Source organism: Nonomuraea sp. SBT364 (assembly GCF_001083785.1).
Lineage (GTDB): Bacteria > Actinomycetota > Actinomycetes > Streptosporangiales > Streptosporangiaceae > Nonomuraea.
Window position 1 is genome coordinate 24,072 of record NZ_LAVL01000063.1, and the last position, 21,378, is coordinate 45,449.

The following is a 21,378-nucleotide window of genomic DNA, read 5'->3' on the forward strand; positions in this document are numbered from 1 at the left end:
GGTGCCCAGGCCGGGACAAGGTCCTCGCTGTCATCTGCGGTGGACCCACGGGCGGCCGGTGGTCGGCCGAGGGCGCGGTGGTCGCTTCGGCCATGCGCGGGTGATCACCCGCGCGCCGAGCATCTGCTCCAGCAGCACGATCGCCTCGACCTCGCTCGACGGCACCTCGTCAATCGGCAGGTCCACGTCATCGTCGGACGGAACAGCACGGCCCTCGATGTCGTCCGTGGGATCGGTCGGCCACGGCACCTGATCGGCGTCTGCGCCGGCCCACGGGGAATCAGGACGTGTTTTGGCCGGACGGGCCGGTCGATCATCGTCCGTCGCCGCTGGGAGGTTCCAGGCGGCGATCGTAGCCCACCACGCGTTGCGCTCGGCCCGGTGCTCGGCCAGGGTCGCCTGGTAGTCGTCCTCGGCGCCGGTCTCGATCGCCACTTCCTTGAGCGATCGCTCGCGTCGTATCCAGCCGTCCGAGGTGCGCTCGGCCAGGTCCAGCTCGGCCAGGATGCGTAGCGCCTCGACGGTTGACGTCCGGGACAGGACCGCAAGGCGGGCGATCTCGGCCACGCTGGTGGGGGCGCTCGAGAGCACCTCGTGTGTGAGCGCGACGCACGCGCCTTCCAGGTTGAGGGCGTGGTGGGTCGTCTCGATCCGGCCGCCCCGCCACCTGCGGGCGACTGCCTCGGCCCGGTAGATGGCGGGCACGACCAGCTGGTAGCGGTCGCCTTGCTTGCCTCGGCCGACGACGATCCGGTCGATCAGCGGGTAGGCCTCCTGCCGGAGCAGCTTGAGGTGCTTGGCGACGGTGGTGTGGTCGTAGCCGGACATGCGGGCGAGTTGCCTGGTCCCGAACGCCGGGGTGACGGCCTGGTCCAAGCGGGCGGCAACGGCCATGGCGCGCAGCAGCATTCGTATTGCCGGCGCGGCCCGTCCCCACGCCGATCGCCGCACTGGGTCGCGTTCGGCGATCCAAACAGCGTTGCGCCAGAGGAGGATCTCCTGCCAGGGGTTGAGCAGGGATGGCCCTATTTCGGGAGATTTCGAATCTACAGCGTAAAGGGACCCGGTCTGCACACCCTCTCCCGCAGCCAGGGCTGCCTCCGGTTCAGCCTGCACCTCCGCATCTGGAGGAAGGGGGGGCGAGGAGGTGGACGGGCTAGTGTTGAAGTTGCGATCAGGGTTTCCCTTGGCGAAGGCGGCGACGCTGGTGACCGCCTCCTCCCAGTCGATGCGCAGCGCGCGTTCCCGGTCGCGGGCGGACCGCTTTTCGAGCAGGGCTGTCAGGCCGCCGAAGACGCCGCGTTCCATCTCCTCGACCACCTCGCCGTACCGCCAACCCGCTGCGGCGAGGCTGTTCAGGATGGCCAGGCGGCATTCGGAGCGGGAGTCGTAACCGGACCAGTTGCCGGTTCGGGCGCGTTGCCCGAGGTCAGGGCGCGGGGCACGGCGGCCGCGCGGTCGGGGGAGCCACGGTATGCCGTCGTCGTCCTCGATCGCCCAGCCGCTGGCCGCGGGCTGGACGCGGACAGCCTCAGTCCTGCTCCGGCTGTCCGGGGTGGGGGAGTAGACGCCAAGCTCAACCGCCAGCTCGTCGTGCAGCAGCTCCCATACCCGCATGCTGTTCGGCTGCCGGGCGATGACGACCGCCTCGTCCAGGGGGATGGTGAGCCGCATCCAGCCAGTGAGGCGGCCGTCGCGCACCTTGTGCGGGGAGCCAGGAACGCGGATCTGCCCCGCCGGGCTGGACATCGGGGCTTTGTCGATGGTGGGGAAGCGGGCGGCGAGTGCGCACGCCACCTGGTACAGCTCCGTCCACGGGATCGGCCGGGCGAACAGCGCGTACACGTGACGGCCGCCGGCGGGGGAGACGTCGGTGATGACGCGGCCCCCGCATCGCTCGACCACGGCCGCCACGGCCGCGGCCTCCGCCGCGACCCGGGCCGCCGGATCGGCGGCGCCGACAGCGATGGCCCGGCTGATGTCATGGTCGAGCACCAGGAGGCGGCCCATCCCGGTGCGCCGGTCGAACACGGCCACGGTGGCGGGCCGGTTCGGGTGACGGGCGGAGAACGGCCGCTCATAGCGGGCGGGGAAGCTGAGCCCGCCGTCCGCCGAGTAGCGCATGCGCAACGCCTGCGCGATGTGCTGTGCCAGGGCTGCCCATGTGTGCGCAGCCTCAGTTCGCAGTGCCGCCCATGTGGTTGATCCGCGCGGGGCGGGTATGAATTTATCCGTCGTGGCTGTGCCGGTATCGCCCGAATGCGACACACCGGATCCGGGCATGACTGGCAGAGCCAGGGGCCGATGGTCTATCGTGGCACCTAGCTTCTGGTTAACCGGCTCCAGGCATGCGAAAGCCCGCCGGGAACCGGTGGCCTATATCGGGGGTCCTTGCGCACAAGCTTTGGTCGGCGAATGGCGCAGGGGCCCTCGTGGCATTTCAGGGTCAATCTGTGGTCGTCGAAGTCTCCCTTCGGCCCTGAGCGGGCGAGAGCGCGTTCAGGCGCTCATCAGGTCAAGGTCGAGCTGCTTGGTCTGCTCCGGCTCCGCGTGCATCACTGCGCCTTGGTCAGCCTCGACCAAGATTTCCAGGTATCGCCAGAGCGGAACGCGCCGCGCCTTGGCCCCCGTCTTCGCCAGGGCGCACACCTCGGGGCGGACGCGGCCTTGCAGCATTACCTCGTCCCCGGTTGGTACACGGCTACGGCGGGGCATGACGCCCGTCACCTGTCCCTTGGTTAGCGGATCGGCTTCGACCAGCGTCTCCAGGTAGAGCGAGATTGACTGGCCACGCGCCGCCGCGCCCTTCCAAGCGAGCGCGTGGATCTCGGGGCTGACGCGCCCCTGCAGAGTCCCATGCACCCCACCCGTGTTCGCGCGTCGCGTGCGTCCAGCAATAGCAGCCATGCGCAGCATCATGGCGTACTCGTGTATGCATACGCCACAACCTGCGGGCGGCGTGTCGCGCATCGTTGGCAAGAGTTGATCTCCAGCGGGCTCGGGTAGCGGTGTGCCGACGGGCATGCGCGGCCGGTACCAGGCTTTCGGCCGTTCGGGCAGCCACACGAGGCCGGAAGCGTCTACCGGTGTATCCAACGTTCCCGGCGTCCCCGCCCGGCAGGCTCGTCAGCGAGGGAAGGAACTGCGGCACCCAGCCCATCACCTCCAGGGCCTGGTCCCCGATATCGATGCGGGGCAGCATCCAACTGCGTCACCGTTGCCACCAGTGTGGCCAACCGCCGGCTGTCGCGGTGCCGCTTGAGCTGGGCCACATCGGCGCCATCCCGTACCGGGCCAGCTCGCCCAGCCGCCGCGGCGTCACCGTGACAGCCAGCTGCACCCATGGCAGACCCGAGGAGATGATCTCAGCGACCCGGCTGAGCGCCTTGACCATCTGCGGCCCCGAGGCCCGCGCCGGGCCAGTCCGCCGGGCCCTACGTTCTTCACCCACCTGTACACGCTGATACTGACGGCACGGCGGGTGGAGGAGTAGGCCTGACCCGTGAGGCGAGGGAGATGCCGGACAGGAGGGCTCCTCTCCGGGGCAGCCGATGACAGTGGAGCCACACCTCTGCATCACGCCGTCATAGCTGACGAATCCGACGCTCTTGAGTCTGTACGCCTTGTTCAGGGCCCAGGCGTAGACGTGCTCCAAGGGTTGGCCGCCTGGTCGACCCAGAAATGTTCGTTGGACAGTCCGCCGGTCTGGGCGGCGACCGTGTGGGCGGGCCCGGCGGATCGCGGTGGCGGGGTCCTGGCAGCCGTCGACGGGTGACCAGCGGGCGCGAAGAGCGTCCGCGTTCGTGGCCGGGTATGCATGTCGGCGTTCGGGGGCGACGTTGACGCGAACTGTTCCGGCGTGGCCTTCGAGCTCCCCCAGAACGACGGCCGCCCGCGCTTCGACGAAGTCGTGCACCTGGTCGCACAGGCCGTCCGCGTGGGAGACGTCGAGGATGAACGGCTCGATGTTGTGGTCGGGGGCGAACCTCGTCGATGACAGGGACGAGCGCGCCCCGGACTCTGTTCCGCCGCCGCTCGGAAACGCTATCCCGACCTACAGCGCGGTGACACAATCGCGGCATGGGCATCATCGCCGAGTCACTGCGCGACGGAGTACAGAACTCCTCCGCCCACTACATCGCCGCCGTCGAACTCCTCGCCAACGATAAACACGGCGACTGGCTCGACGACAAGATGTTCTTCAGCACGTGCGTGTACCAGGTCGAAGACGACGACTACCCAAGCGTCGACTGGGGTGCCGCCCGTGCCGCGTTCGACAACGGCGTGTTCGATGCGGCGTCCACCACCGAGCGCGCCATCCTCGATTTCGCCATCGCGCTCGCCGAAGGCCGGTTCAAGTTCCACCTCATGGACGACCGGCAGCGCAACCTCATCGCCGCGGCCGCGGCCCGCGCCATCAACCCGACCGTACCCCCCGACCTTCGCTTTTGACGCCGAGCGGCGGCTGCGTTCGTTCACCGCGACGCTCATGCGATCCGCTCCCACGGGCGGCAGTTCGCCCGCGCAGCTTCGATCAGTGCCAGCTCATCCCTGGGAAGCCTTGCCACGCCTGGGCGGCCAGGGCTCGGAGGGAGAACAGGAATCTGCCGGGGTCGCGCTCGTTGAACAGGGGTTTCCTTCCACGACATAGGAGATCGGGTAGGGCCGGATGCGCCACATTCTGGACGGAGTCCTTTTGGGCGTCATCGGCCAGGTCAACCGGCTGATGTTCGCATTGTCGCGCGGCCGGGTCGTACTTTATAAATTTCGTGGTGTCCCTGGAATTCTGCTCACTGTCACAGCCCCCACCGCACCCCTGGGGAGGATGACAGACGCGGTTTGTCTGCCCGACGACGATTCTTACCTCGTCCTGGCTCGTCCGCTCCAGGAGGCCGAATTCTGCGCGTTGCTGGACTCCAGCACGGCAGTGGAGGCGATGCGCGGGCCCGGCGAGACCGCAGTGCCCGCTGCTCTGGACAAGCTGACCGATTCGGCCGAACGGACCGCCGTGTTGAAGCGCGTGCTGAGCCGCGCAAGTATGGAGGAGCGTGCAGAGGTCAGGCGTCTGGGACTGACCCCTGTCGCCCGGCTCCGCCTCCATCAGCCCTTCCCTCATTCTGACCACTCCGCAGTTGCCGCCGCCATCGTCGTGGAGGACGCGGAACCTCCATCGGACGCTCGATAGCACAGAACCGTCCCCGAGATGTCAGAGAAGGGGCTGGTCCGGGGGACCGGAGCAGGCGCCTGCTTCGAGGTGGACGGGCGCGGCTCGGCCGCCCGGGTGTGCCGCATGTCTCCGAGGGGGGCAGGAACTTTGTGGCAGCTCGCCGTGCTCCCGGCACTCCAGTCCCGTGGCCTGGGAACGCTGCTGATCCGAGCCGCCGAGCAAAGGATCAGGAACCATGGCCTGTCCACGGCCGAACTCGCCGTGGAGGACGGCAATCTTCGGGCTCGCGCTCTGTACGAGCGCCTGGGGTACGTCGCTTACGGCCGTAAACCCGATGCCTGGGACGAAGAAGGACCTGACGGGTTGATCCGTCGCCACGAGACGATGTGCGTTCATGCGAAGGAACCTTTGAACCTCTCGCCCGGTGCGGGGAGCTCGTAACACTCCCTCTGATGGGCCGCCCGGGGGCGGGCGGCGGTGGAGCGGTGGCGACGGTCCGGCGCTCGATGCCGGCGGGGCGTCGGCGATACTGCGGGCGTGGAGTACGTGTCCAGAGTGCCGCGACCGCCGCTGGACGGGCTGATCGACGACCTCTACTACCTGGAGGGTGCGCCGCCGTACGCGCGGCTGACGCTGCCGCCGATGCCGGCGGCGTTGCTCGTCGTCAACCTGGGGGCGCCGTTCCGCATCCGCGCGGGCACCGACATCGACACGGCCGAGTACGCCGACGGCTGCGTGGTCACCATGCCCACCCGCGCCTTCGAGTTCGGCTACCCGCCGGGGACCCGGTCAGTCGGCGTGCACTTCAAGCCGTGGGGGCCGGCGCCGTTCCTGCCGATGCCCGCGGCCGAGCTGTGTGACCGGCCGGTGACGGTGGAGCAGGTTTGGGGCCGGCCCGCCATTGCTGAGCTGCGGGACCGGCTGGCCGCGGCGGACGGACCACACGAGATGCTGACGCTGTTCGAGGAGGAGCTGATGCGACGGCTGCGCGAGACCGCCGGCCTGGGGCTGGTCCGCCATACGAGCAGCGTCATCGCGGCGGCCAGCGGGGCGGTGACGATCGGCGACCTGAGCGTTGCAGCCGGTGTCAGCAGCACTCATCTGGCACAGCGGTTCAAGGAGCTCATCGGCGTCACGCCGAAGCGGCTGGCCCGCACCTACCGCTTCGCCGCCACCGTGTTCGCGATCAACCCGGCCGGGCCGATCGACTGGGGCGAACTCGCCGGTGGCGCAGGCTATTTCGACCAGGCCCACTTCGGCCACGAGTTCCGGGCGTTCACCGGGCTCACGCCGACCCGGTACGTCGAAGTCCGGCGGCGGTTCCTGCGCGAACACCCCGGCCACGTGCTGGACGGCTGGCCGCTGCCGGCCGATTGATTTCTTACAAGAGCGACAGCTCACGGCACGCTAATTTGAGGGGCACCCAAAGCAGAGGAGAGCCCCGTGGGCAAGGTGGTCATGTACAGCTCGGTGTCGGTGGACGGCTTCATCGCGGACGAGAATGACCAGCCCGGACCGCTGTTCGACTGGTTGTCCAGCGGTGATGTCCCGTTGGACGTGAGCGGCGAGCTGAAGGTGTCGCAGCCGTCCTACGACTACACCCGGGCGTACTGGGACCAGATCGGAGTCACGATCGTCGGCCGCCACGTCTTCGATCTGACGGACGGCTGGGACGGGAAGCCTCCGAGCGGGATCGACCACGTGGTCGTCGTGTCGCACCGGCCGGAGCCCGAGGGCTGGGACCCCGAGGCGCCTTTTCACTTCGTCGACGGCGTCGAGGCAGCCGTGGCCAAGGCGCAGGAGCTTGCGGGTGACCGGCTGGTCGAGGTCGCCGCCGGCGACGTCGGTGGCCAGGTGCTTGCCGCGGGCCTGATCGACGAGGTGCGCATGGACGTCGTACCCGTGGTGCTCGGGTCCGGCAAGCGTTACTTCGGGTCGGTCCACGCGCAGCACCTGTTGGAGGATCCTGACGTGGTGATTCAGGGCAACCGGGTGCTTCACCTGCGCTATCGGGTGCGCCGCTGACCGGTCTGAGGGGGTACGCGAGGAAGTCCGCTGCGAACGGCGGTACAAGATCGGGCTCCGGTTGCGTCTGCGCATCGCTGTCCCTGGTGAGGCAGCCGACGCCGAGCGCCCACCTCACCGCGTTGGGCCACTTCTTCACCCAGCTCGGACCCGGCCCTACCGTCGTCCGGCGCTGGACGCCTGCCTGCAGCACGGGTCCCGGTAGTGAACCCTACGAAGTAGCTTCTGACCTGGCGTAGTACTCGGGGGCCAGCGCTGCGACGAGGTGCTGCGGGCTGGTGAAAGGCGGTCAGCCGGGTGAGGGGCCGGGCGTGGCCGGCCCGGATGGTGGCCGCGGTGATGGAGTCTGGAAAGCGCCGAGGCAATGCGACACATGCCGAGCTGGGCTGACACGACCGAGCTCTGTGTCACACATCGCGGATGCCTTGTGGCGGCCCTGCGAACGGTTTCGGGGCCGAGTGGCGGGGGGCCTGCCGGCGATGGAAACCCGATCGCCGGCAGGCCGCCCGCCTCAGAGGTCAGCCGGGTAGGGGCGTCGTCCCGGAAGGCCTGGGTCAGACTCCGAACGCCGCCGGGTAGCGGATGGTGCCGGTGGGCACAGGCCGGGAGGAGTCGAAGACGAGCGCCATCATGTACTTGTCCTCGACGTCGAAGGGCGGCCGGATGAAGTGGCCGGAGGCCGGGACGAAGCCGAAGCGGGGGTAGTACTCGGCGTGGCCGAGCACGAGCACGAGGTTCTCGCCTTGCTCACGGGCGGCGTCGAGGGCGGCGCGGACGGCGGCCGCACCGGCGCCGCGCCGCTGGTGCTCGGGCCGCACGGCGCACGGGCCCAGAGTGAGGGCCGGAGAGCCGTCGACGTGGCAGCGGGTGAGCAGCGCGAACCCGGCGATGGAGCCGTCGGGCGCCTCGGTGACCCAGGACAGGCCGGGGATCCACGCCTGCGGGTCGGCGCGCAGCGCCTCGACCAGGTCGGCCTCGTGAGAGGTGGGGAAGGCGGCGAGGTTGACCTCGCGGATCTGGGCGAGGTCGGCGGCGGTCTCGGGGCGGGTGATCCAGGAAGTGGTCATGGGAGTGTTCGCATCCGTTTCTGTGCTTGCCTGGGGGCGCAGGACGTAGCCGGTGTACTGGTAGTCAGTGCCGTGCTCGTGGCGCATGGTGATCTCTTGCAGGGTGGCCGCGACCGCTTCGCGCATCCCGGCCCCGGTCAGGTCGGCTGAGCGGGTTCGTTCCGACAGCGGCGTGTAGTACTCCTCGAACCAGTCGCGGTCGGGGAGCGGGTGCAGCGCGGTGACGGCGTATCCGGCAGCGCGCGCCGCGGCGGCGTTCTGGTCTTGGGTGCGCAGCCGGTAGTGCCGGTCCCAGAACGCCCGTGCCTCGGCGGACGGGGAATGGGTGGTCCATTCGCATTCGGTGACGACCAGGGTGCCGCCGGGGGCGAGCAGCCGCCGCCAGGAGCGCAGGGCGGTGTCGAAGCCGATGTGGTAGGCGGATCCTTCAGCCCAGATCAGGTCGAAGCTCTCACTGGGGAAGGGCAGGTCCGCCATCGACGTCCGGATGGTGCGGATGGCGTGGCCGACACCGCGGGCGGCGGCGGCTCGCGTCAGCTCGTCGAGGAACGGCTGGTGCAGGTCGATCGCGGTGACCTCGGCGGCGGCCTCCTCGGCCAGCACCAAGCTGGAGCGGCCCGGCCCGCAGCCGAGGTCCAGCACGCGTGGGTGCGGCGGAAGCGGTCCGGCCAGGGCGAGCAGGCGGCGGGTGGTCGCGTCGGAGCCGGGCCCCTGGCGGGGCAGGCCGTGGTGCAGGGCGAAGAACGCCGCCACGACGGGGTCGGTGATCGTGTCGTGCGGGGCGTCGCTCGCGGCGGTGGCTGTTGTATGCGGGGAATGGTCCGGTCCGGGAGTGCACTCGGCCGGCGGGTGGGCCTGCGGGGTTGATGGGATGCGGTCGGTCATGACTGCTGGTCCCTGAACTTGTAGGTGGCGCGCAGATGGCTGGTGATGGCCTTCTGCCGGTTGGTACGCTCGCCGCGCAGCCGGGCATCGGTGCGTGAGGCCGCCCACGCGTTCTCGCGTTGCAGCTTGCGGTAGCTGCCAAGACGGCGCTCGGTCAGTTCGCCCGCCTGGATGGCGTGCTGAACCGCGCAACCTGGTTCGGTGTTGTGGGAGCAGTCGCCGAAGCGGCAGTCCCGGGCGAGGTGTTCGATCTCGGCGAAGACCTGTTCCAGGCCGTCGGCGGCGTCGTAGAGACTGATCCCGCGCAGGCCGGGCGTGTCGATGAGGACACCGCCACCGGGAAGGGGAACCAACTCTCGGCGGACGGTGGTGTGGCGGCCCTTGCCGTCCTGCGCCCGTACCTCGCCGGTGGCCAGAAGCTCGTCGCCGAGCAGCGCGTTGCCGAGTCTGGACTTGCCCGCGCCGGAGGATCCGAGCAGGACCGTTGTGCCGCTCAGCAGCGCGGTCAGCACATCGATGTTCTGACCGGTGGCCGCGCTGGTGATCAGGATGTCCACGCCCGGTGCCAGCGTGCTCGTTTCGGCGTGCACGGCGGCGGCGTCGGCGGCCAGATCCGCCTTGGTCAGGACGATCAACGGTCTGGCGCCGCTGTCCCACGCCAGGGCCAGCAGCCGCTCCAGCCGGGCCGCGTCCAGCGGAGTGGTCAGTGAGACGGCGACGACGACGGTGTCGACGTTGGCGGCCAGCACCTGCGCGTGGGAGGTGCGTGACGCCGACGAGCGTACGATCGCGCTGCGACGCGGCAGCAGGGCCACCAGCCCCGGTTCGCGACCCGGCCGCAGTGCGGCCCAGTCGCCGGTGCAGGGCGCCAGGAGCGGGTCGGGAGAGTACAGCGCCGTGAGGGCGGCCCGCACCGGGCCGGACTCGGTGACCGCGTCACACAGGCCGCGATCCACCCGTGCGATCCGGGCCGGTACCAGGCCGGCCTCGCGGTGTTCGGCGAAGGCGTTGTCGAGTGTTTCCGTCCATCCGTACCGGGTCAGGCCGATGTCGGATGGATCCGTGAAGAGAGTTGGCAACGTGAGACACCTTGCGGGAAGGGGCCCCGACGAGACGCAGGCACTACCCTGCCTCGTAAGCCGGACGGCTCATGGCAAGGGTGAGAAGTGGGTCAGACCGGGGCCCGGGACGTGAGGAATGTCCGGGCGCTGCGCATGGCAGCGGTCTTCACCGCGGTCATCAAACCTCACCTCCCTCTCATCCGGAATCCAACAGCCAACGATCAGCAGCCTAGCACTCCCAGCAGAATGTCCTGTCACGGGGCGGACCCGCCGGCGGAGGACGGCCCAATTCTTGGCCAGGTCCGTGTACGCGCTGGTGTGGCGGAGAGCGAGCCCATCCGGGCCCTGGCCGGGATCATCCGTGACGTGGGCGCTCTCCCGTCGGCCTGTCCCGGCTCCTGATGCCGTCCGTCACCCTCGGGTGGGATCTGATGCCAAGCGGGCCGGGTGTCGCCCGGCTGTACGCCCATTCGCGCAGTCGTAGGAGCCGACCCGGACAGTTACGAGAGATCGAAGGGGGCGGGGGAGTGGCCTTCCCAGATCTGGCGGGATGCCTGTTCGGGGTAGGGCAGAGTCTTCGACTCGGTGTCCAGGACGCGGGTGAGGTGCCCGCCGGGCCGGTGGGCGGACCAGCCCGCGTCGCCGGTGGTGACGAAGCGGACCCATGTCTCCTGGAGTTCGCGGGAGAGCGTGACGGCCTCGGGAGTGGGCTCCTCGCCGATGAGCTGGGTGCCGACGGGGCTGTCCAGCGTGCCGAACGCCAGGGGCACGTCGAGGCTGTGGCAGGCGCCCAGGATGCCGCCGAGGGCCGGGGCGACCCAGCACAGTTCGAACAGGTACGAGGTCCCGCCGGCTGCGGCGTTCGCCTCGGCCAGCTTCTGTGACGGCATGCGGAAGAGGGCGTCGGAGTACACCGTCTCCACCAGCTCCTCCGGGCTCGCCTGCGGGAACGCGGCACGGTAGGCCCGCGCGCCGTCCGGCTGCGGGGCGTGCAGTTCCAGGGCCGCGTGGGCGTCCTCCTCGGTGAAGGTGCCGTACCGTCCGCTCATGACGCTGAAGTACCGGAATTCGTCCCGGGTGTGGCCGACGAGCAGTTCGGTCCCGCTCGCGCGCGCGCCGGTCAGCGCGGGCCAGGGCGTTTCCGGGAGGACCTCGCCGTCGACGACGGGGCACAGCGCGGTGCCGGTCTCCGTGAGGCGTCCCCAGCTCTCCCGGTGCGCGTGAAGGCCGTCGTTGAAGGAGGTGAGCTCGGCGGCCAGGTGCCATGGGTCGATGTCGCGCAGGGCCTCGGCGGTGGGGGCCGCCGCGCCGAGCCGGTCGGCGAACGCGGCGGTGACCTGCCGTGCCAGCGCGGGGGTGCTGTGCAGCCCCGGCACCGAATGGGCGATGGCCCGCCGGAACAGGCCGCGCGCGGATTTCATCGTCAGCAGCGCGGCGACCGAGCCCGCCCCGGCGGACACCCCGCCCACGGTGACCCGGCCGGGGTCGCCTCCGAAGGCGGCGATGTTGCGCTGCACCCACTCCAGCGCCGCGATCTGGTCGAGGAATCCGCGGTTGGGCGGCACGTCGTCGAGGTACGCGAATCCCTCCGCGCCCACGCGGCAGTTGATGGTCACCACGACGACTCCCGCCCTGGCCAGCGCTGCCGGGTCGTACATCGGGTCGCTCGACGCCGCCGAGAGGTAGCCGCCCACGGGGATCCACACCAGCACCGGCAGTCCCGCCGCGCCGGGATCCGGAGTGCCGACGTTGAGCGTCAGCCAGTCGGTGCCCTGCGGGGGCACGTCGATCGGCAGGGACAGCGGCACCACGGGGCCGAACTCGACCGCCTGCCTCGTCCCCTCCCAGCGGTGCGGCGGCACGGGCGCGGCGAAGCGGAGCGCTCCGACCGGGGGCCGGGCGTAGGGGATGCCGCGGAACACCGCATGCCCCTGCCGCCGGAGCCCCTGCACCACGCCTTCCGTGGTCCGTACCTTTGGCTGCTCGGACATGACGATTCCTTCCCCTCGAGTGGACCCAGGATTATGGGTCAAGTGTATTATGTCAACTGTATTGGAACAGTCCCGGAGTACGAGGGAGGGGCCGGCGATGCCGAAACAGGTGGATCATCGCGGACGCCGCGAAACGATCGCCCGCGCACTGTGGCGGGTGGTGGAGCAGCGCGGCGTCACACAGCTGACGATGCGCGTGGTGGCGCAGGAGGCGGGCATGTCACTCGGGCAGCTGCAGCACTACTTCGCCTCCCGGACCGCCATGCTCTCCTTCGCCATGGACTTCGCGTCCGAGCAGACCTCGGTGCGCGTACACCAGGGGCTCGAAAAGCTCGGTGACCGTCCGCACCCCCGTGACGTGCTGCGACTGACGCTCGCGGAAATGCTCCCCCTGCATGCCGACGCCCGCGCGACCAGCCGGATGAGCGCCGCCTACGTCCTGGAGGCGCTGCACGACGAGGCCGTGCACGAGCAGGCGCGCCGCGGCCTCGCCCGAGGGCGGGCCCTCGTCGAGCAGCTGGTCCGCCAGGCGATCGCCGACGGGCACATCGACTCCGGCCGCGACCCGGCGACCGAGACCAACCTGCTCCTCGCCCTCACCGGCTTCACCTCCCTGATCGAACTCGACGTGATCGAGCCCCAGGACGCGCTCGCCGCGATCGACGTGCATCTGGACCGGCTGTTCAGGAGTACGTGACCTGCCCCCGGACACAGGGGCAGGCGGGACAAGATCAGCTCTGGTCCGGCCGCGCCCGCCGAACTCGGCCACCCGACGCAACTCCGCCACCATCACCCGCCCCGAAGCCGGGAACCGGCGACGGCGGGCTACCTGCTCATCTGGGAGGAAACCCACGGGCACGAGCAGGCGCGCGGCATGGTCGGGCGGGTCAGCTCTTCGCCCGGGCGGCTGGGCGCAGGACCGCGGTGTCTCGGGTGGCCATCGCCTCCAGCAGGCCGGTGCCGCGCCGGTGGAGCAGGCGTACGGTGAGCGCGGGTGTCACGGCCAGGACGACGGCGGCCAGGACGACGGCGACGAGGACGGTCACCCACCATGGGCCGCCGATGCCGCCGGGCAGGATGGCGGCCAGCAGAGCCACCGGGAAGATCGTCATCTGTCCGCCCGTCGGATCGCCCGCTTGCTGCCCCGGGTAGAGGCGATCGCGGGCGTCGGTGCCCACGGCCGGCATCACGAGCGCCAGCAGCGGCGCCCCGGCGCAGCCCACCGCGGCCGCGGCGATGGCGCCGCCGACGGCGGCGCCTCCCAGGGGAGAGCCGGTCGCGGCCCACAGGACGGCCGCCAGCGCGATGGACGGCAGGCCGAACAGCAGCGCCCACGCCGTCATCCGTCCGTGCACGTCGGCCTTGAGGGCGCCCGGTGTGGTGAGGAGCTGCCACAGGGCCGTGCCGTCCAGGGCGTAGGTGTTGATCGCGACCATCGCGCCGAACACGGCTGCCGCGGGGCCTGTCAGGGGCAGCGCCCAGCTCCAGTCGGTGAGGGCGATGATGAGCGCCATCAGCAGTGGTGTCAGCCAGGCGCTGCGCAGCTCGACGCCGCGCGCCGGGTCACGCGGCCAGGTGGCCAGCTCTCGCTGAACGACCGCGGCCACCTGCGGTGTCGCGAACGGCAGGGACAGCCCGCGACCCGGTACGGTGGGCCGCCCCGGACTCGCTCGGCGAGGCGGCCGGCGCAGGGCGCGGGCCGTCAGCGCGATCCAGCACAGCTGCAGCAGGGCGCCCAAGGCCAGCAGTGCCGCCAGTGGCGGCAGTACCGCTGCCGGCCCGGCGCTGTCGCGGGCGGCGAGCGCCGCGCCGTACCCCCAGCCGGTGGGCAGGGCAGCGAGCACGTCGATCACCGGCCCGGGCAGTTGCCCGGCCGCGGGGACGACCAGGGCGGTGTCGCCCTCGCCGAGACGCGGCAGCAGCCAGGCCGCGACCGGCACCCATCCGGCGAACGAGAACGCGAGCATGATCGCGGTCTGCACGGCGGCCAACGTCATCCCGGCCCGGGTCTGCAGCAGCCAGGCCGCCAGCGCCGCCACCGTCTTGCCCGCCCAGATGAGCAGATACAGCTGGGCCACCACGGCTGCCACGGCGGACGCCACCGCCGGCGTGCCGCCCGGCGCGGCCAGCACCACCAGCGACGACAGGCCCGCCAGCGTGATCAGCGGGCCGACGCCCAGCAGCTCGGTCCACGACAGCGCCCTCGCCAGCCGCCACGGCCGCACCGGGTAGCCGCGCAGCCATTCGCGCGAGATGACCGACGGATCACTGCGGGGCTGGGCCAGCGGCCCGAACAGCCACATGCCGCCCCACACGGTCAGTGCCACCGCGATCCAGCCCTCGTCCACGCCGTCGAGGGAAGCCGCGGCGATCACCAGCGCGGCCAGGACCAGCCCGGTGACGAGGCTGAAGGCGCGCTCGTTGTGCGGACCGTTGCGGAGCAGGCGCAGCTTGAGCGCGAACAGGGCCCGGGTCATGCCAGCCACTCCAGCGTGCGCACCGGATCGGCGCCGACCAGCTCGACGAACCGCTCGTTCAGCGTCGAGCCCGCGGCCACCTCCGCCACCGGCCCCTCGACCAGCACCCGCCCGCCGGCCACCACCGCCACCCGGCTGCAGTTGCGCTCGACGAAGTCCATGATGTGACTCGACAGGACCACGGTGCCGCCCGCGTCGACGTACTGCCTGAGCACCTGCTCGATGGAGTGGGCCGAAACCGGGTCGATCGCCTCGAACGGCTCGTCCAGGACGAGTACCCGGGGCCGGTGCAGCATCGCCAGCGCGAGATTGATCTTCTTGCGCATTCCCGTGGAGTACTCCACGATCAGCGTGCGCGGGACCGCGTCGAGTCCGAGGATCTCCAGCAGGTCGCCCGCCCGGGCCCGCCAGCCGTCGTCCAGGCCGCGCAGCCCGGCGCTGTAGCGCAGCACCTCGGTGGCGGTCAGCCGTTCGGGCAGGGACAGCCCGTCCATCATGACGCCGAGCTGGGCGAGCGCGGCCCCCCGCGCGGTGCGCAGATCATGACCGGCGACCCTGACCGTGCCCGCGGTCGGCTCCCGCAACCCGCACATGGCCGTCAACGTGGTGGTCTTGCCGGCGCCGTTGGGGCCCACGATGCCGTAGAACATCCCCGCCGGAATGGTCAGGCTGAGCCGATCGACGGCGAGCACGGCGCCGAAGCGCTGGGAGAGGTCTACCACCTCGATGGCAGGGGTGGGGAGATCGAGCACGTCTTCTTCCTGAACATCAGCGAGCGAGCCTGCGCCGCCAGATAGAACGGCACGGGCCGTGCCGGTATCGGGCGTGGCCATTGTGGGCGGATGCCGCGCCACCTGTCAATACGGCACGGTCCGTTCAATTAGGGGCGGCATGAGCACGAGCCAGTCCCCGCGCACCGCCGCCGGCCGTCGAACGGCCCGCTGTTCCTCGACTCGCCGCTGTCGCCGAAGCGCCAGGACGACAGGCACTCGGACACGGCCGAACAACCCGTCGGCCGCTACATGTCCCTCTCCCGGATCCCTGAACGACGGCACGGCCCCGGCGGCGTGCGGTCCCCCCGGCCGCCCGCACCGACAAAACTGGCCGCTCCACCGCCTGCGCGGTATTCGCGGGACGCTGTCCAGCGATCATTCCGCCGCGCATCCCGCGGCCGGCGATGAACGCCAAGGCAGGCTGGTCGCCGTGCGCGCCGGCAGGGCGTAGGTGACGCCGGTCAGGCGTTCGGACAGTTCCCACAGGTGAGCAGCCGTGTCGATGTCGCGGAGGGCGCGTTCGCGGGTGCGACGTACGGGCTCACCACGCAGTTGCAGCAGCCCGTCCGGAACGATGTAGCTGCCGCCGGGCAGATCCGGTGCGGTCGCCCCGTACAGCGACGTCTTCGCCCCTTCCGGCGTCGGCCGGAAGGCTGCGCGCACCAGCAGGCGTGTGAGGGTCCCGTACAGCCGTCCTCTGCCGCTGTTGGCTCCGCCGGTGAGCACGTTCGTGCGGGTGAGCCCGGGGGCGACGGCCATGCTGCGCAGCCGCAGCCCGGCGGCGTCGGCCCGGCGCTGCAACTCCATGGCGAAGTAGAGGTTGGCTCGCTTGGACTGCACGTAGGCGAACGCCGTGCGATACCCGCGCTCGGCGTTGAGGTTGGTCAGGTCGAAGCGGGCGAACCGCTGGCCCTCGCTGCTGACGGTGACCACCCGGGGGTCGGGTGCGGCGAGCAGGTGCGGCAGCAGCAGGCCAGTCAGGGCGAAGGTGCCCAGGTGGTTGATGCCGAACTGCGATTCGAAGCCGTCAGCGGTCCGGGCGTGGGGCACCATCGCCACCCCGGCGTTGTTCACCAGCAGATCAAGCCGGCCGTGGTCCCACCCGGCGGCGAACTCGCGGACGGAAGCCAGGCTGCCCAGGTCCACCAGGCGCAGTTCCAGGCGGGCGCCGGGCACCTCGTCTCGCATGCGGGTCAGCGCGAGCCGGCCCCGCTCGGGGTCGCGGCAGGCCAGGACGACCTGCGCGCCGCGAAGGGCCAGTTCGCGGGCGGTGACGAAACCGATGCCACTGTTGGCTCCGGTCACCACCGCGACACGGCCGCTCTGGTCGGGGATGGAGTGGACGGTCCAAGCGGGAGAGCTGCGCATGATGTGCCACCTCAAGGAATTGGGATCAACACATTGCAACTTGGAGTTGCGATAAATTGATCCTGCCATCCGCCCTCCCGATATCGCAACTTGGAGTTGCAATGCGATCTGGCCCATCACCCGCCCGGTCAGTCGGCCGCGGCGCCAAAGTGCGCGCCGCCGTCCACGCCGCCACCCTTGCCGAGCTCGTGGACAAGGGCTATGCCGCGTTGACCGTCGAGAACGTCGCGCGGCGCGCCGGGGTCCACAAGACGACGGTGTACCGCCGATGGAAGGATCGCGAGAGCCTGCTCACCGACGCCCTGGCCGAACACATGGCGACGGACATCCCCGTGCCCGACACCGGCGCGATCGAGACCGACCTGCAGGCGCTGGCGCGTTCGATCATCGAGGCGTTCACCAGCCCGACCGGGCAGGCCATCCTCGCCGCGATGTTCACGGGTGCGGCTCACCTTCCGGAGATCGCCGCCGCCCGGCGTCACGTGTTCGACGACCGGCTAAGCAGAGCCGAGCCGGTGCTGAGGCGCGCCATCAAGCGCGGCCAGCTTCCCGAGGGCACCGACCCCGCCGAGGTGCTCAAGACCCTGGCCGCGCCGATCTACCTGCGCCTGCTCATCACCGCCGAACCGGTCAACGAGACGACCGCCGACCAGGCGGTGCGCGTCGCGCTCGCCGCCGCGCGCGCGGGTGTCCTACAGCAGGGGCACGACGAGGAGTCGGCCGGCAGAGAGTGAGGACGCCGTCGAGAACCGTCCGCCGACACGCGAATCACCCCGACCCCCGCGGCCCGTTTCTGCCGTATTCCGGTGGCACCTGTACCCGGCCTTGGGCAGGATTGCCGACCCTCGCGGTGCGCCGGCTGCGCGACGGCCGAGCCCGCTACCGGCTGGTGCTGGCGCCCTGACCCCGCTCGACCCGACCGGAATGCCGTTGATGGAGCCGATGTGAGCAACCCCCGCCGAAGCCCTGATCGGACCGTCTCCCGCAGTCGGCCCGTCCATCTTCGACGAGGTGATCGACCGTCGCCGGTCGAACTCGATGAAGTGGGCCCACGCACACGAGCTGCTGTCCCCCGGTGAAGCAGCTCGATCCGCCGCCGATGTGCGTGGCGGACATGGATTTCAAGGCGCCACCGGCGGTGCTCGACGCTCTGCACGAGGCGGTCGAGCACGGCGTGTTCGGCTATCCCGGCGGCGCCACCGACCTCGACGCGGTCACCGGCTGGCAGGTCAGACGCTTCGGCTGGGACGTCCCCGAGAAAGGGTCATGCAGACCTCTGAGGTCATCGTCGTCCCCCGGCGACTCGATCCTCATCCAGCCGCCGGTGTACGCGCCCTTTCACGGCGACATCCGCCTCAACGGCCGCCACCTCACCTACGCCCGCTGACACGCGTGGATGACGGCTACCGGTTCGACGCCGCCCCACCGGCAACGTCTGGACCGAACCCCGGACTGGATCTTGTCGTCGGTCGCTGTCGGTCGCTGGAAACGTGACAGCCGGGGTGTGGGAAGACCCTCCGGCAGGATGAGCCGGCGGGGGGTGACGGCCTAGTCGTCGGGCCAGGACCAGTCCTGCGGAATCGGTCCCACGCGCCGCTCCAGCGGCGACTACGCGACATGGGGCACGTGGACGACTACTTCGCCACCCGCCCGCTGCAGGTGGCGGCGGCGAGATGGTCAGCTCACCGACCCAGGACAGACGTCTGCCTCCGGAGCTGACACGTCGTCATGGGCGGATGTGGCGTATTTACCGCGCCCTTTGGCAGTAATTACTGTGTGTCCAGAGGCGCAGTGCATTTACGCTTGCCAAATAGAAATTATCCATTCGTCCACTCCAGGGCCGCGACCACCCCCTCAGTGACGGCTGCATCTCAGCCGCTCGCGTTCACAGGGCTCCCTGGACAATCTGCTCAGCAGCATGTTCCAACAAGCCGGTCTCCGTGTTCGAGAATCAGGCCGGCCTCAGTCGGCATGCCTGAGGGTGACATGCCCTCGGGCAAGTTCCCGCCACACCATCCGGAGGTGTATTTTGCACGAGCAGCGTCAAGCTTTTCTGGACAACCTGGAAACCGAACTGACAAGCGCCCCTTCCAACCACCCGGAGACAGGCTCCGGTCGCGTCCGTCGCAGCCACATAAACGGCATGAAGATGAGAAGGGGTCTCGCAGGCGCGCTTCTCGCCGGTGCCTCATTCCTTGCCTTCGCTGCTGCTCCGGCGCAGGCAGCCGGCGCTCCGCCGGTCATCAAGCCGTCGTCCGTCGCCGAGGCCAACTGTTTCACACCTGACTTCGTCCCGTGGGACCACACCAAAACGTGCGGCAATCCCATCGCGTTCGTGAACTGGACGTTCGTGGATGAGCAATGGACGACGCCCTACTACGTCTGCTACGTCTTCGATGGCTGGTGGTACGGCTGCGGCGGCGGGACGGAGCTGCCCCGAGCATCTGCTTGCGGATACGACTGGGGCGGGCCCGAAGACTAGTCTCATCTCGGCGGACGATTCGATATGTGGAGTGGCGTGGAGTACGAGGACCTCAGTTCGGTCAGGTCGACAGAGTGGATCACCAGGCGCGTAACTCCGTCGGTGCCGGTGAAATTCGCCGGCGAGGAGCAGCCGTGTCCGGTGAGCATCGTCATTCTCGCCAAAGACGAGGAACGCTGCATCGCGCGTTGCCTCGACAGCGTGGTCGATCTCGGGCTGGACAACATTCTCGTGCTGGACACCGGGTCCACGGACGACACACCTCGAATCGTTGAACGTTACCGCGACCACGGCGTCCGGTTGATCCGGACGCCGTGGACGAGATCGTTCGCACGAACGAGAAACCAAGCGATCGACGCTGTCGGCGAGGGCTGGATCGTCTTCCTCGATGCCGATGAATGGCTGACCGAACGATCGGCACGAAATTTGCGGCCGTGCCTGATGTACCTGTCCCGCCTGGAAGGCCTGCGCCGAATGGCGTTCGCGCCCGAAATCATCGACGTGGACCGCAACGTGCACACCACCGACCTGCCGCGCATATTCAGGGCGGACAGCGCCATTCGCTACAGGGGAGAGGTGCACGAGTATCCGGTGATCGCCGAAGGGCCGGGCACGCCCGTCGACGTCATCGGTATCGACATCCAGGTGAACCACGACGGCTACACCCGATCGGTGGTGATCAGCAAGGACAAGAGAAGGCGAAACCTCGACCTCCTGGAGACAGCACGAGCCAACGACCCGGGCAACCCACGCTGGTGGTATTTCTCCATTCGCGATGGGCACGTCACACTCGATCACGCTGAACTGATAAGCATGTGCGACACTCTGAAAGAGCTGACGGACAAGCCCGCCAGGCATGGCGACCACCGCGGCGCCCGAGACTACTACCGTCGAGCACTCGCCCCGGCCTGCCAACGTCTGGCCGCGATGCGTGACTGGACCAATGTCTCCCGATACTGCGAGGACCTCCCACGCGTCGATGCCTATTACTTCCGGGCGATACGTGAGCTCCTCAGCGGCGCGGTGACAGAATCCGATCTCCTGGAGGCGGTAAGGCTACGCCGCGACGACGAAATGACAGCGGACAGCGTCGTCGAACCATCCGCGCGACATCTTGACGCCATCATCATTGCGTTACTCGAGCGAGTTCGTGATCGCGCGGAGGCCGACAGATACCTGGAGTTCTGCTCCTTGTGGACCGACTCGTTCTTCGAGGACTCCCGGCTCCGAGAGCCATATCGGCAGGGGCGTGTTCAACCGTCGCTCCGGCGCGGCTGATGACCGGAATCGCCGGCGCGAGTCTTCGACGGAGACAACGCATCGGTGTTCCTGCGTCCCGCCGACGTCCCGCTGGCAGCCGCCACGCTCCGCGGCAGTCAGCAACCCCGGAACGGTCGTGGGCTTCCCGCACGGCAGCACCACCACGGAGGCGAAGGTCTTCGAGACCACCGAACTGATTGCCCCTGGGACCCGAGAAGATCGACATAGTCATCGACATCGGTCGTCCGCGCGACGGTGACGTCGCCTACGTCCAGGACGAGATCGCCGCTGTCGTCCAGACGGCCGCAGGGACGCCCCGAACGCCACCCCTGTTCTTGATCGACCGGCGCGGCGGGCACGCAAAGATCACCAGCGGTGGCGTTCGTCTCTCCCACGGGAGCCCGTAGCCGCCCGACCTGATCAAACTCGTGTGTCCACCGGCCGTGAACGTTTCGACCCTGGATCCGGTAGTGATCGCGGTGACTGGCTCGCCGGCCCATGGCTCCTGCCCTGTACGTGCCGGCCACTACTCATCATCCACGGGCGGTCTCATGGACAGCGGGGAGGCCGAAGGCGCTGAACAGGCTCCGGTCGTCGAAGACCTCGATGCGCTCGAACCCCGACTTCGTGACGGTGAGCACGTCGATGGTGTGGGCTCGCAGGAGCATCCCGTCGGTAGGGGGCGGCAACGGCTAGCTGTATTGACCCGTTGGGTTGTTGACACGGGTGATCGGTGGCTGGCCGCCGAGTGCGGTGTGGCATCGGTGGTGGTTGTAGGTGTGCAGGAAGTCTGGCAGAGCGGCGGTGCGTTCGTGGTTGCTG

At 69.5% G+C, this 21,378-nt stretch carries 20 protein-coding genes and 2 pseudogenes; 11 read left to right on the top strand and 11 right to left on the bottom strand.

The genetic code is table 11. The annotated features are described in order from the left end of the window. Positions 1-30 precede the first annotated feature (30 nt). Together ADY59_RS25545 and ADY59_RS25550 are read right to left on the bottom strand one after the other, a co-directional pair. Positions 31-2,124, bottom strand: a complete 2,094-nt coding sequence (locus ADY59_RS25545) for a hypothetical protein (RefSeq protein ID WP_049566585.1) — start codon at positions 2,122-2,124, stop codon at positions 31-33. A gap of 375 nt (positions 2,125-2,499) precedes the next feature. Beyond that, positions 2,500-2,919, bottom strand: a complete 420-nt coding sequence (locus tag ADY59_RS25550; RefSeq protein WP_049566587.1) for a hypothetical protein — start codon at positions 2,917-2,919, stop codon at positions 2,500-2,502. Positions 2,920-3,859: 940 nt separating this feature from the next. Between ADY59_RS25550 and ADY59_RS25555 the strand changes: the two genes are divergently transcribed. The 6 genes from ADY59_RS25555 (at position 3,860) to ADY59_RS25580 (ending at position 7,192) form a co-directional block, all read left to right on the top strand. Further along, positions 3,860-3,997, top strand: coding sequence for a hypothetical protein (locus ADY59_RS25555; protein ID WP_156325729.1), 138 nt, complete (start codon positions 3,860-3,862; stop codon positions 3,995-3,997). An 83-nt stretch (positions 3,998-4,080) separates the two neighbouring features. Further along, positions 4,081-4,452, top strand: coding sequence for a hypothetical protein (locus ADY59_RS25560; protein WP_049566592.1), 372 nt, complete (start codon positions 4,081-4,083; stop codon positions 4,450-4,452). 217 nt (positions 4,453-4,669) lie between these two features. Beyond that, a complete protein-coding gene (locus ADY59_RS25565; RefSeq protein WP_049566594.1) occupies positions 4,670-5,185 on the top strand; it encodes a hypothetical protein in 516 nt (171 codons plus the stop codon). A 105-nt stretch (positions 5,186-5,290) separates the two neighbouring features. Further along, positions 5,291-5,608, top strand: coding sequence for a GNAT family N-acetyltransferase (locus tag ADY59_RS54095; RefSeq protein ID WP_442937722.1), 318 nt, complete (start codon positions 5,291-5,293; stop codon positions 5,606-5,608). Between the two features lie 96 nt (positions 5,609-5,704). Beyond that, positions 5,705-6,544, top strand: coding sequence for a helix-turn-helix domain-containing protein (locus tag ADY59_RS25575; RefSeq protein WP_197093846.1), 840 nt, complete (start codon positions 5,705-5,707; stop codon positions 6,542-6,544). Positions 6,545-6,610: 66 nt separating this feature from the next. Then, positions 6,611-7,192, top strand: a complete 582-nt coding sequence (locus ADY59_RS25580) for a dihydrofolate reductase family protein (RefSeq protein ID WP_049566596.1) — start codon at positions 6,611-6,613, stop codon at positions 7,190-7,192. A 554-nt stretch (positions 7,193-7,746) separates the two neighbouring features. Here the strand turns inward: ADY59_RS25580 and ADY59_RS52740 are convergent. The 4 genes and pseudogenes from ADY59_RS52740 to ADY59_RS25595 all read right to left on the bottom strand — a co-directional run bounded on the left by ADY59_RS52740 (position 7,747) and on the right by ADY59_RS25595 (position 12,196). Then, entirely contained in the window at positions 7,747-8,259 is a 513-nt protein-coding gene (locus ADY59_RS52740) for a GNAT family N-acetyltransferase (protein WP_231618881.1), read from the bottom strand. 228 nt (positions 8,260-8,487) lie between these two features. Then, positions 8,488-9,144, bottom strand: a pseudogene (locus ADY59_RS52745) (class I SAM-dependent methyltransferase); the annotation flags it as partial. Then, the gene (rsgA, locus tag ADY59_RS25590) at positions 9,141-10,223 is read right to left on the bottom strand and encodes a ribosome small subunit-dependent GTPase A (protein WP_049566598.1); all 1,083 of its coding nucleotides are present in this window, start codon (positions 10,221-10,223) and stop codon (positions 9,141-9,143) included. The gene rsgA and the pseudogene ADY59_RS52745, both read right to left, overlap by 4 nt. A gap of 482 nt (positions 10,224-10,705) precedes the next feature. Next, positions 10,706-12,196, bottom strand: a complete 1,491-nt coding sequence (locus ADY59_RS25595; protein WP_049566601.1) for a carboxylesterase/lipase family protein — start codon at positions 12,194-12,196, stop codon at positions 10,706-10,708. 97 nt (positions 12,197-12,293) lie between these two features. Between ADY59_RS25595 and ADY59_RS25600 the strand changes: the two genes are divergently transcribed. Further along, positions 12,294-12,893 carry a TetR/AcrR family transcriptional regulator gene (locus ADY59_RS25600; protein WP_049566602.1) on the top strand — a complete coding sequence of 200 codons (600 nt, stop codon included), beginning with the start codon at positions 12,294-12,296 and terminating at the stop codon, positions 12,891-12,893. A gap of 190 nt (positions 12,894-13,083) precedes the next feature. On the opposite strand, the gene ADY59_RS25605 is transcribed toward ADY59_RS25600, so the two are convergent. The 3 genes from ADY59_RS25605 to ADY59_RS25615 all read right to left on the bottom strand — a co-directional run bounded on the left by ADY59_RS25605 (position 13,084) and on the right by ADY59_RS25615 (position 16,814). After that, on the bottom strand, positions 13,084-14,673 hold the full coding sequence (locus ADY59_RS25605) for a hypothetical protein (protein WP_049566605.1): 1,590 nt from the start codon (positions 14,671-14,673) through the stop codon (positions 13,084-13,086). Then, the gene (locus ADY59_RS25610; protein ID WP_049566608.1) at positions 14,670-15,425 is read right to left on the bottom strand and encodes an ABC transporter ATP-binding protein; all 756 of its coding nucleotides are present in this window, start codon (positions 15,423-15,425) and stop codon (positions 14,670-14,672) included. Before ADY59_RS25610 ends, ADY59_RS25605 begins: the two co-directional genes overlap by 4 nt. Before the next feature lie 396 nt (positions 15,426-15,821). After that, on the bottom strand, positions 15,822-16,814 hold the full coding sequence (locus tag ADY59_RS25615) for an oxidoreductase (RefSeq protein WP_049566611.1): 993 nt from the start codon (positions 16,812-16,814) through the stop codon (positions 15,822-15,824). Between the two features lie 149 nt (positions 16,815-16,963). Between ADY59_RS25615 and ADY59_RS25620 the strand changes: the two genes are divergently transcribed. The 4 genes from ADY59_RS25620 (at position 16,964) to ADY59_RS25630 (ending at position 20,574) form a co-directional block, all read left to right on the top strand. Then, positions 16,964-17,548, top strand: a complete 585-nt coding sequence (locus tag ADY59_RS25620) for a TetR/AcrR family transcriptional regulator (protein WP_049566614.1) — start codon at positions 16,964-16,966, stop codon at positions 17,546-17,548. Between the two features lie 341 nt (positions 17,549-17,889). Further along, positions 17,890-18,201, top strand: coding sequence for a hypothetical protein (locus tag ADY59_RS25625; protein WP_053175156.1), 312 nt, complete (start codon positions 17,890-17,892; stop codon positions 18,199-18,201). A 642-nt stretch (positions 18,202-18,843) separates the two neighbouring features. Further along, the gene (locus ADY59_RS50285) at positions 18,844-19,296 is read left to right on the top strand and encodes a hypothetical protein (RefSeq protein WP_156325730.1); all 453 of its coding nucleotides are present in this window, start codon (positions 18,844-18,846) and stop codon (positions 19,294-19,296) included. A gap of 36 nt (positions 19,297-19,332) precedes the next feature. Then, positions 19,333-20,574 carry a glycosyltransferase gene (locus ADY59_RS25630; RefSeq protein WP_197093848.1) on the top strand — a complete coding sequence of 414 codons (1,242 nt, stop codon included), beginning with the start codon at positions 19,333-19,335 and terminating at the stop codon, positions 20,572-20,574. A gap of 515 nt (positions 20,575-21,089) precedes the next feature. Here the strand turns inward: ADY59_RS25630 and ADY59_RS50290 are convergent. Then, positions 21,090-21,245: a hypothetical protein gene (locus ADY59_RS50290; RefSeq protein ID WP_156325731.1), complete on the bottom strand. Its 156-nt coding sequence runs from the start codon at positions 21,243-21,245 to the stop codon at positions 21,090-21,092. A gap of 3 nt (positions 21,246-21,248) precedes the next feature. Then, positions 21,249-21,378: pseudogene (locus tag ADY59_RS50295) on the bottom strand (IS481 family transposase); the annotation flags it as partial.

Coding starts and splice junctions, on each gene's coding strand:
- ADY59_RS25545 (WP_049566585.1), bottom strand. CDS start 2,124: ATGCGCTACTCGGCGGACGGCGGGCTCAGCTTCCCCGCCCGCTATGAG.
- ADY59_RS25550 (WP_049566587.1), bottom strand. CDS start 2,919: ATGATGCTGCGCATGGCTGCTATTGCTGGACGCACGCGACGCGCGAAC.
- ADY59_RS25560 (WP_049566592.1), top strand. CDS start 4,081: ATGGGCATCATCGCCGAGTCACTGCGCGACGGAGTACAGAACTCCTCC.
- ADY59_RS25565 (WP_049566594.1), top strand. CDS start 4,670: ATGCGCCACATTCTGGACGGAGTCCTTTTGGGCGTCATCGGCCAGGTC.
- ADY59_RS54095 (WP_442937722.1), top strand. CDS start 5,291: ATGTCTCCGAGGGGGGCAGGAACTTTGTGGCAGCTCGCCGTGCTCCCG.
- ADY59_RS52740 (WP_231618881.1), bottom strand. CDS start 8,259: ATGACCACTTCCTGGATCACCCGCCCCGAGACCGCCGCCGACCTCGCC.
- ADY59_RS25595 (WP_049566601.1), bottom strand. CDS start 12,196: ATGTCCGAGCAGCCAAAGGTACGGACCACGGAAGGCGTGGTGCAGGGG.
- ADY59_RS25600 (WP_049566602.1), top strand. CDS start 12,294: ATGCCGAAACAGGTGGATCATCGCGGACGCCGCGAAACGATCGCCCGC.
- ADY59_RS25605 (WP_049566605.1), bottom strand. CDS start 14,673: ATGACCCGGGCCCTGTTCGCGCTCAAGCTGCGCCTGCTCCGCAACGGT.
- ADY59_RS25615 (WP_049566611.1), bottom strand. CDS start 16,814: ATGCGCAGCTCTCCCGCTTGGACCGTCCACTCCATCCCCGACCAGAGC.